Annotated in this window: 14 protein-coding genes; 10 read left to right on the top strand and 4 right to left on the bottom strand. The window is 38.3% G+C overall.

Annotation, left to right across the window (positions count from 1 at the left end; all coding sequences use genetic code 11):
* The first annotated feature begins 90 nt into the window (after nucleotides 1–90).
* Entirely contained in the window at nucleotides 91–567 is a 477-nt protein-coding gene (gene greB / locus E1176_RS11290) for a transcription elongation factor GreB (RefSeq protein WP_155210718.1), read from the top strand.
* Between the two features lie 10 nt (nucleotides 568–577).
* On the opposite strand, the gene E1176_RS11285 is transcribed toward greB, so the two are convergent.
* Nucleotides 578–1,264: a haloacid dehalogenase type II gene (locus E1176_RS11285; RefSeq protein WP_155210717.1), complete on the bottom strand. Its 687-nt coding sequence runs from the start codon at nucleotides 1,262–1,264 to the stop codon at nucleotides 578–580.
* Between the two features lie 140 nt (nucleotides 1,265–1,404).
* Here E1176_RS11285 and E1176_RS11280 point away from each other — a divergent pair, with 140 nt between their 5' ends.
* Both E1176_RS11280 and E1176_RS11275 read left to right on the top strand, forming a co-directional pair.
* Nucleotides 1,405–1,848, top strand: coding sequence for a hypothetical protein (locus tag E1176_RS11280; RefSeq protein ID WP_155210716.1), 444 nt, complete (start codon nucleotides 1,405–1,407; stop codon nucleotides 1,846–1,848).
* Nucleotides 1,845–2,540 carry a helix-hairpin-helix domain-containing protein gene (locus E1176_RS11275; RefSeq protein WP_155210715.1) on the top strand — a complete coding sequence of 232 codons (696 nt, stop codon included), beginning with the start codon at nucleotides 1,845–1,847 and terminating at the stop codon, nucleotides 2,538–2,540. The genes E1176_RS11280 and E1176_RS11275 overlap by 4 nt, the downstream gene beginning before the upstream one ends.
* A gap of 58 nt (nucleotides 2,541–2,598) precedes the next feature.
* Here the strand turns inward: E1176_RS11275 and E1176_RS11270 are convergent, their stop codons facing one another.
* Nucleotides 2,599–2,847, bottom strand: coding sequence for a hypothetical protein (locus E1176_RS11270; RefSeq protein ID WP_155210714.1), 249 nt, complete (start codon nucleotides 2,845–2,847; stop codon nucleotides 2,599–2,601).
* Nucleotides 2,848–2,999: 152 nt separating this feature from the next.
* Between E1176_RS11270 and pgi the strand changes: the two genes are divergently transcribed.
* A complete protein-coding gene (gene pgi / locus E1176_RS11265; RefSeq protein WP_155210713.1) occupies nucleotides 3,000–4,652 on the top strand; it encodes a glucose-6-phosphate isomerase in 1,653 nt (550 codons plus the stop codon).
* Between the two features lie 4 nt (nucleotides 4,653–4,656).
* Here pgi and E1176_RS11260 read toward each other — a convergent pair whose 3' ends face one another.
* Nucleotides 4,657–5,457: an XRE family transcriptional regulator gene (locus E1176_RS11260; RefSeq protein ID WP_155210712.1), complete on the bottom strand. Its 801-nt coding sequence runs from the start codon at nucleotides 5,455–5,457 to the stop codon at nucleotides 4,657–4,659.
* 119 nt (nucleotides 5,458–5,576) lie between these two features.
* On the opposite strand from E1176_RS11260, the gene E1176_RS11255 reads away from it, so the two are divergent.
* The 6 genes from E1176_RS11255 to E1176_RS11230 all read left to right on the top strand — a co-directional run bounded on the left by E1176_RS11255 (nucleotide 5,577) and on the right by E1176_RS11230 (nucleotide 8,945).
* Nucleotides 5,577–5,987, top strand: coding sequence for a response regulator (locus tag E1176_RS11255; protein WP_155210711.1), 411 nt, complete (start codon nucleotides 5,577–5,579; stop codon nucleotides 5,985–5,987).
* Nucleotides 5,988–6,097: 110 nt separating this feature from the next.
* Nucleotides 6,098–6,427 (top strand): ArsR/SmtB family transcription factor, encoded by a 330-nt coding sequence (locus E1176_RS11250; RefSeq protein WP_155210710.1) that lies wholly within the window; start codon nucleotides 6,098–6,100, stop codon nucleotides 6,425–6,427.
* A gap of 71 nt (nucleotides 6,428–6,498) precedes the next feature.
* Nucleotides 6,499–6,984 carry an ArsI/CadI family heavy metal resistance metalloenzyme gene (locus tag E1176_RS11245; protein WP_155210709.1) on the top strand — a complete coding sequence of 162 codons (486 nt, stop codon included), beginning with the start codon at nucleotides 6,499–6,501 and terminating at the stop codon, nucleotides 6,982–6,984.
* A 61-nt stretch (nucleotides 6,985–7,045) separates the two neighbouring features.
* A complete protein-coding gene (gene arsB, locus E1176_RS11240; RefSeq protein ID WP_155210708.1) occupies nucleotides 7,046–8,095 on the top strand; it encodes an ACR3 family arsenite efflux transporter in 1,050 nt (349 codons plus the stop codon).
* Nucleotides 8,092–8,520 (top strand): arsenic resistance N-acetyltransferase ArsN2, encoded by a 429-nt coding sequence (gene arsN2, locus E1176_RS11235; protein ID WP_155210707.1) that lies wholly within the window; start codon nucleotides 8,092–8,094, stop codon nucleotides 8,518–8,520. The genes arsB and arsN2 overlap by 4 nt, the downstream gene beginning before the upstream one ends.
* Before the next feature lie 8 nt (nucleotides 8,521–8,528).
* On the top strand, nucleotides 8,529–8,945 hold the full coding sequence (locus E1176_RS11230) for an arsenate reductase ArsC (protein WP_155210706.1): 417 nt from the start codon (nucleotides 8,529–8,531) through the stop codon (nucleotides 8,943–8,945).
* On the opposite strand, the gene E1176_RS11225 is transcribed toward E1176_RS11230, so the two are convergent.
* Nucleotides 8,942–9,403: GNAT family N-acetyltransferase (locus tag E1176_RS11225; RefSeq protein WP_222933134.1), on the bottom strand; the 462-nt coding region annotated here is incomplete at its 5' end. The two genes, E1176_RS11230 and E1176_RS11225, sit on opposite strands and share 4 nt — an antisense overlap.

Here is a 9,403-nt window from a genome sequence, read left to right as displayed (position 1 = left end):
ACAAAAGCAGCTCTAGGGCTGCTTTTTTTGGTTTAAGAACTTGGTTGAATAACTCTATGTCTACAAGTTTGCAGTAGAGCCAAACTCGACATGAAGAGATCACAGTTAATTACCCCAGAAGGATTAGAAAAGCTAAAGGCTGAGTTAGATCACCTTTGGCGCGTGGAGCGTCCTGAGACTACAAAAAAAGTCTCATGGGCTGCTAGCCTTGGTGATAGATCTGAAAATGCAGATTACCATTACAATAAAAAGAGGTTAAGAGAAATCGACAGACGAGTTCTGTATTTAAGGAAATGTATTGATGATTTTAAAGTCGTAAAATACGATCCCTACCAGGAAGGTAAAGTGATGTTTGGTGCCTGGGTAGAAATTGAAAATGAAAGCGGTTTAAAGAAACGTCTTCGCATTGTTGGTTACGAAGAACTCATTGGAGCCAAAGATCACATTTCAATGGACTCACCTATGGCACAGGCTCTATTAAATAAAGAAGTGGGTGACGTAGCCATTGTAGAAGCTGCTAACAGACAGTTTAAATGGCGAATTAATCAAATAGAATATCAGAAATAACGAATTGTGGCTATCTGCTATGTTTTAAAGCAATCAAGGTATTCGCTACCTTTAGTAGATCAGTCTCATCTATTTCAGGTTTTGGTGCTAGTAGATACCGTTGTTGTTCTGGCCTGGCAATAAAAGCACCCATAAATCCAGCCCATATTGCACCTGCAATATCCCAACCATGAGCAGCTATCATCATACAATCCGCTGGGTCTACCTGAGCTTTACTTGCGGCCCAGTGATAAACATCTCGATGCGGTTTATATTTCCCGGCTTTCTCCACACTCAGGTTATCATCAAAAAATTGTGCTAAATCGGCATTTTCTAATTGCTCACGCATCACTTCATCAGAAGAGTTAGTAAGCGCAATCATTTTAAATTCATTTGCTTTTAGTCGACTCAGCGCTTCTTTTACTTCAGGATGAGCAGGTAAAGACCTTATGGGTTTTAATACTTTTTTGGCTTCTTCATCTGATAAATGATGACCATAATTGGCAGCAACCATACGCAAAGAGGCAGCACCTATCTCTCCAAAATTGTAATATTTGTGGCTCACGGTAGTTACCAGCGAATATTGTAACATGGTGGTAAACCAAAGTGAAACCAAATCCTCATTACCACCTAAAGCTTCTGCAACACTTTGTTTTAGCTTAGTGAGATCTAGTAAGGTTTCATTTACATCGAAAAAAAGCACTTTTGGTGGCCGCATAATTAATGATTTGCTTAAGTAACTATTCAATTAAACATAAGTCAAGAATGAGAGTTTAGGTCTTTCCAGATAATTATTTAGAATAATTCTTAATAGCTTCTTGTTTGTGATGTTTGCTGCATGTATTTTCGCTGCCGATTATGTCATCAAATAAAAATGACCTGCAATTGAGCGCTGTAACCCGATGGGTTGTCTTTGCCATTTTATTTATGGCCATAGGCACCGTATCAGAGTTATTTCTTATTTCTCATTATGAAGACAGTTGGCAGATATTACCAATCATTCTTATTGTGTTGAGCCTGGTTGTTTTTTCTACTACCTTATTTTCCTCAGCAAATTGGGCAGTCAATGTATTCAGATGGTTATTAGCATTCTGCGCTTTGAGCGGATTGCTTGGTGTTTATTTTCACCTTAATGCCAATTATGAATTCGAAACAGAACTGCACCCTACACAGGATTGGCTTACTAGCTTTATCGAGAGTCTTTCGGGGGCCTTACCTGCACTTGCGCCTGGTAGCATGATTGCCTTTGCACTGATTGGATACATTTACATTTTACTTAAACATAAATCACACAAACAATGAAATTATTGACTAAATCTTTAGCCATACTACTTCTAGCTTTTATGGTTGCTTGTCAGCAAAAAGCTAATGAAGAAAATACAGAAAGTGAATCAGAGAAAACTGAAGTCACTGAAGATTCTACTGAAAAATCTACAACCAGCGGAGTGCTAAATGCCAACCTGGCCTCTGAAGAAGAACTTGCCAGCACTGGTTTATCTGAAGCATTAGTTAGTGAAATAACAGCCAAAAGACCATTTGTAGACATGATGGATCTGCACTCTATCCTAAGCGCGGAAATGGACAGCGCAGGACTAGAAGAGCTATATGGTAAACTTTTCGTTCCTTTTAACCTAAACACCACCAAAGAAGCAAACTTCAAAATCATTCCTGGTGTTGGGAACAGAATGGCTCATGAATTTGAAGAATACAGACCTTATTTGAAAGTTGCGCAGTTCAGAAAGGAAATTGGCAAATATGTAGATGAGCTAGAAGTAGCACGACTTGAGCGGTATGTGTTTGTACCTGTAGAGCTCAACACTGCTTCTGAAGAAGATATTTTAGCTTTACCTGGTGTTGGGGAGAGAATGGCTCACGAGTTTGAAGAATACAGACCTTACGAAAACATGGAGCAGTTTAGAAAGGAAATAGGTAAATACGTAGACGATAAAGAGTTATCAAGATTAGAAAGATTCGTATACCTGAAGGATAAATAAATTTTATCCAATGAAATTTATAAAGGAGAAGGGTGAGCAGCTCTTCTCTTTTTTTTGTCTAACCAATTCTGGCAATTTTTACGATATCGCTAGTTTCTATTCTATAAGTGCCCCATCTTTTGCCCTGCACTATTATCGCTGGGAGTAATGCAGGCACCACTACACTGTCATAGTCTTTTTTCTCAACGGCTGCAGTGTCCTGGCTTGCCAACACCACCTCTACGATATCACCGTTCTTCATAATCAGCTGTAATTTAGAGCCTACTGGTATATCTTTAATAGCCTCTTTCGCTTCTTTCTCTGTCATAGGAATGTTCATTTACTTATCTAATAAACGATAAAGCGCATTGCCTTGTTCTCGTAGCTCTTTTACAGGTTATATAGGAACATTTTAATTACTAAACTTCTCATATGTTTTTGCCTTTATTAATTTAGCAACTTCAAAACAACAGACTAATAATGCTACCTAAAATAGATCCTACGACCACAAATACCTGGAAGAAACTACAAGCTCATTTTGAAGAAATCGAGCCTGCAGACATGCGTGATATGTTTAAGCAAAACGCTGAAAGGTTTGACCAGATGAGCCTCGAATTTGAAGATATTTTAGTTGATTTTTCTAAAAACCGTGTGACTGATGAAACCATGCAGTTATTGGTTGAGCTGGCTCATGAAATAGACCTAAAAACAGCTATCGATAATATGTTTGATGGTAGCCTGATCAATGAAACTGAAGGTAGAGCTGTAATGCATACCGCACTACGCAATCGATCTGAGCAACCTGCAACCATTGCAGGTGATGATGTAATGCCTGCAGTAAATAAAGTTTTATCTCAGGTAAAGGTGTTTGCCGATAAGGTAACAAAAGGCCAATGGTTAGGATTCGATGGCCAACCTGTAAAATCAATTGTAAACATTGGTATAGGTGGATCAGATCTGGGGCCGGTCATGGTAACTGAAGCCTTAAAGCCCTATAAAGTAGAGGGTATTGAGACTTATTACGTTTCCAATGTAGATGGAAGTCACATTGCTGAAGTATTGAAAAAGGTTGACCCTGCCACTACCCTATTCATGATCGCCTCAAAGACGTTTACTACACAGGAGACTATGACCAACGCACACTCTGCCCGTGATTGGTTTCTGGCAAGTGGGGGTAGCGAAAACGACATAAAGAAACATTTTGTAGCTATTTCAACCAATCAAAAATCAGTAGAAGAATTTGGGATCGATAGTGAGAATATGTTCGAATTCTGGGATTGGGTTGGTGGTCGTTATTCGCTTTGGTCATCCATTGGTCTTTCTATAGCGTGCACTATTGGTTACGACAGATTTGAAGAATTACTGGAAGGTGCTTTCGCCATGGATGAGCACTTTAAACATACGACCTTTGATAAGAATATACCCGTGATTCTGGCTTTACTAGGAGTATGGTACAACAACTTTTTTGATGCTGAATCTCACGCCATATTACCCTACGACCAGTATATGCATCGCTTTGCAGCTTATTTTCAACAAGGTGATATGGAAAGCAATGGTAAATCAATTGATAGAAATGGAAAGAAGGTTTCTTACCAAACAGGGCCAATAATTTGGGGAGAGCCCGGTACCAATGGTCAGCATGCATTTTATCAATTGATACATCAGGGCACTAAATTGATTCCTTGTGATTTTCTGGCACCTGCAAATAGCCACAACAAAATCGGAGATCATCATCAGAAATTGCTAGCCAACTTTTTTGCCCAAACTGAGGCGTTGATGAATGGTAAAGCCAGAGAACAAGTACTGGAAGAATTTAAAGCTGAGGGGCTGGAGGAAAACAAGGCCAACCAGCTATTACCTTATAAAGTATTTGAAGGCAACAGGCCAACAAATTCAATATTATTTAAGAAACTCACTCCACACACCTTAGGCAGCCTTATAGCTATGTATGAGCATAAAATCTTTGTGCAGGGCGCCATATGGAATATCTTCAGCTTTGATCAATGGGGTGTAGAACTGGGCAAACAATTGGCAAAGAAAATACTTCCTGAGTTAGATAGTGATGCAACAGTAGATTCACATGACGGCTCTACAAACGGCCTTATAAATAAGTATAAATCGTACAGAGATTAATTGATCAGGAGGAGCCATTTCCTCCTGACTTAGTCAGGTTTTGCAGTTGACTCTTGAGCTCAGCAACATCTGATTCGAGTGAGGAGAGCTTGTCATCAGTAGCTGTATGGTCTTGCGTAAAGCTATTGGTGATTTTGGCTTCAATTCTCCAAATTTCTTTTACATCATCTATGTTTATGGTGTAAGTCTTGTACTTGGAGTTATCGCTTTTAAGTATAAGTATACTTCTGTCTCCTTCATAGAAGAATATACGTTTGGCCACAATGGCCTCTTCAGTAATTATTACACATAATGTGCTGTTAGATAAATCTTTGTAATCTTCAATAAAGCTACTTACCGTAATTTCTCCTGGGAAAATAGTTGGAATCATACTATCACCAACAATCTCAAACAAGCGATGCACTCCCCTTTCGAACCCTGGAATTTTGTAAACATCGAGCGTATTGAGATAATCTGTATTTTCCAGGCCTTTAATATAGCCAGCATGAGCATCTTCCTTAATAAGAGGCATCAAGGCAGAATCTTTCATGTCAACTTTCACAATTGACTCCCTCACAGGTACTTGATTTGGAGTAGAACCTTTGATGTAAATATCACCCTGACCGTTTACCAGCCAATTGCAATTTACCTGAAAAGCCATGCTAATTTTTTGAAGTGTATCTAGCGAAATATTAGACTTACCTCTTTCTAACTGTGATAAGGCACCCTGTGAAACACCCACCTCGTTGGCAAACTCACTTTGTGATAGCCCGAGCAATTCTCTAAGTACTGTTATTCTACGCTTCTCAAAGTCAGAATTCTCCATAATATTAGTATACTAATTTTGGGTTAAGCTATTATCATGCTTATATTTGAGCCTCATCTAGTCAAAGATAGTGATATAACATCGATGTCTTAGCTACAACAAAAAAGAATACAAAATCTATGCAGATTATAATTGCGGAGGACGATCATGACGACAGGGTGCTCATAGAAGATGCATTACTTGAAAACGGAATTGATGCAAAGGTCACTACTTTTGTAAAAGATGGTGAAGAGCTGATGGAATTATTAAATGCTACCAAGAAGTTGCCTTCAATAATTCTTTTAGACCTGAACATGCCTAAAAAGGATGGTAGACAGACACTTGTAGAAATTAGAGATGATGCAAGGCTCAAACACATACCCATAATTATATACACTACCTCGCAAGCCGAAGAAGACATCAAGCTTTCTTATAAGCATGGCAGCAATACATATTTTACAAAACCCAGTAAGTTTTCTGAGTTAGTTGAACTCATAGCCAGTATAAAAAGTTACTGGTTTGACAATGCCAAGCTGGGTAAAGAAAAATAATCTTGTAGAAGCCACTCTCCGATATTGTAGAATTACTTACTGTAAGCGCACTATTTTAAATTATTTTGGAAAAGCTGAAACCTTTATCGCATTTTTACGATTAAAGAAATATGGGACTTACAAAAGCAGATAAATTTACAGCTACTCAAAACAGAATTGCACTGATGGCCAAGGCCCTGGGACACCCGGCCAGAATAGCGATCATTGAGTATCTGGCAATATCTAAGTCATGCGTCTGTGGTGACATTGTAAATGAACTACCTCTATCGCAATCGACCGTCTCCCAACATCTGAAAGAATTAAAAAACGCTGGCCTGATAAAAGGTACCATAGAAGGCCCCAGTGTTTGTTACTGTATCGATGACCGTGTCTGGAAAGAAGCACGTGAGTCTTTTGCAGGATTATTCGCCTCTTATATTGAAGACAATAATTGTTGCTAAAAAAATTTGCTTTTATTCATCGTAATATTACGATTTAGTCTCAGTATCTTTTAACTTTGAACGATAATATCATGAACAATCAACCAATTTTTCCGCGTATACACATGAGTTACTATGTAAGTAACATTGAAGCTACTATAGACTTCTATACCAAGTTTTTTGAAACAGAACCAAATAAGGTAAAAGAAGGGTACGCAAAATTCCTGGTAAATGAACCATCACTTAACATCTCCTTTATTGAGAATAAAGAAGCAATTAAAAATGATGGCGCTCACTTCGGCATAGAAGTAAATGATCCGGAAATTCTAAAACAGAAGCTGGGTAATGCTATGCACCATAACTTACCTATTGATAGAGAAAAGGATGTCACCTGCTGCTATGCCAAACAGGATAAGTTTTGGGTGACAGATCCTGATGGTTATCGATGGGAAGTCTATCAATTTATAGAAGACCGTGAAAAACTAGCGTCTGATGCTAAACCTCAACAAGTAGGATCTGATAACGCCACTTGTTGCGCACCCTTGTCAGAAGAGGCTTCCTTAACATTTTCAAAATAATATAAATGTTGCTCCGATGTATTCACACATCGGGGCAATCCTTTTTATACAAAATCAGCTTATGACCAAAAAATTAAATTTTCTAGATAAGAATCTCACTTTATGGATATTCCTGGCCATGATCATTGGTGTTGGAATTGGTTATTTCTTCCCTTCGAGTAGTGAAGTCATTAATTCGTTTAACTCAGGAAGTACCAATATTCCTATCGCCATCGGCCTTATCTTAATGATGTATCCGCCTTTGGCCAAAGTCAACTACAAGCTTTTACCCAAAGTTTTCAGCAACATCAAAGTACTCTCTTTGAGTTTGGTTCTAAACTGGATCATTGGTCCGGTGCTAATGTTTAGCCTGGCGCTCATATTTCTTCATGATCATCCTGAGTATATGGTCGGGCTCATCTTAATTGGGCTGGCAAGGTGTATCGCTATGGTATTGGTCTGGAATGATCTTGCTGAAGGAAGCAGCGAATATGGAGCAGGATTGGTAGCTTTAAACAGTATATTCCAGGTATTCGCCTATAGCTTTTACGCATGGTTATTCATCACAAAACTACCCCCGTTATTTGGCTTCGAAGGGGCTTTGGTAGATATATCTATTTATACAATTGCAGAGAGCGTTATGATTTATCTAGGTATACCTTTTCTTGCTGGTATTCTCAGTAGGTTTTCCCTAGTAAAATTAAAAGGAGAAAAGTGGTATAATCAGAAATTCATTCCCAACATCTCACCTATTACATTAATTGCGTTGCTTTTTACAATAGTAATTATGTTTTCCCTTAAAGGTGAGCTGATCGTAACCATACCTATGGATGTAGTAAGAATTGCTATTCCTCTTCTTATTTACTTCGTACTAATGTTTTTAATTGGATTTATGATAAGCAAAGCAATTGGTGCATCCTATGATAAAAATGCGTCTATCGCATTTACAGCAGCTGGCAATAACTTTGAGTTAGCCATTGCAGTGGCTATTGCAGTTTTTGGTTTAAATTCAGGTCAGGCCTTTGCGGGTGTTATTGGCCCACTGGTTGAGGTCCCTGCATTGATTCTATTGGTAAAAGTAGCGTTTTGGTTACGCGATAAATATTATACCCAAACATCCATCAATACATGAGATTACTTGGCAAAACAGATAAAGAAAGCGTAAACCAGCTATTGAGGTCATGTAACCTTATGACCGATAGTATTGATTTTGATCATCATCAGATATTAGGTGAGTTTGAAAATGATGACTTGATTGCCATGGCGGTATTAGAGATTTACGAATCTGATGCTTTATTGAGATCTGTTGCTGTTAAGTCAAGCTTAAAGAACAAAGGTAGAGGTACTGAGCTCGTAAAAGAAGTTGAAGACCATGCCAGAAGCCTAAATGTTGATCATGTCTATCTGTTAACAGAAACTGCTAAAGGTTTCTTTCAAAAATTAAACTATACAGAAATAAATCGCTCTCTGGCTCCTATTAGCGTGAGGCAAACAGAACAATTCTCAAAACTATGTCCAGAAAGCGCTATTTGTATGTACAAGCAATTAGTTAAATAAAAAATCTTATGAAATCGAATATTTTAGTATTATGTACAGGTAATAGCTGTAGAAGCCAGTTGGCCCATGGTTACTTATCAACGCTCACAGATGCCAATATTTATAGCGCAGGAGTCGAAACTCATGGAGTAAACCCAAAAGCTATTGAAGTAATGAAAGAGGACGGCATCGACATCTCACATCACACCTCAAACCATATTGACGAATATGCGGATGTAAACTTTGATTATGTGATCACAGTGTGTGATAACGCAAAAGAAAGGTGCCCCTACTTCCCTACCAAAGCGCAAAAGTTTCATTACAACTTCCCAGATCCTGCAAAAGCAACCGGGTCAGAAGAAGAGGTAAAAGCAGAATTTATTAGAGTGAGAGAAATGATCAAGGACTATATCTCATCTTTTATCAAAGAAAACCAGATTAACTAATCTAATGTCATCTTATATTGTACAATGCGGTAGGTTTCTTTAAAGCCTACCGCATCATGAAACTTTTGAGCATTTGTGTTATTAATTTCAGTATCAGATGCGAGCTCAATACATTGTTTACTTTTAGCCCAGTTTTTCGCCAGGTCAATTATCTTAGCACCATATCCTTGACCCCGCAGCTTTGAGTTTATATAGATCCCTTCGATGTATGCAACAGGACTACTCAAACATCCATCTACAAAATTTCTCAATGACATCTCCAGCATACCAACCTCAACATCATCTACTACCTCTATAAATGATTCTCTAAATTCTTTGTCCTTAGAAATGGCCTTCATTTCCGCCTCTTGAAAATCATCACTTAATTCCCCGTATAGTTCCGACCGCATCATTTTCCAACGGTCATATCTCTTTTGTGCAGCTACTAGTTTCATGACATGAAATTTCAATCGGTTGCA

This window comes from Fulvivirga aurantia, assembly GCF_009711475.1.
Classification (GTDB): Bacteria; Bacteroidota; Bacteroidia; order Cytophagales; family Cyclobacteriaceae; genus Fulvivirga; species Fulvivirga aurantia.
This window is presented reverse-complemented; position numbering and strand designations above follow the sequence as displayed.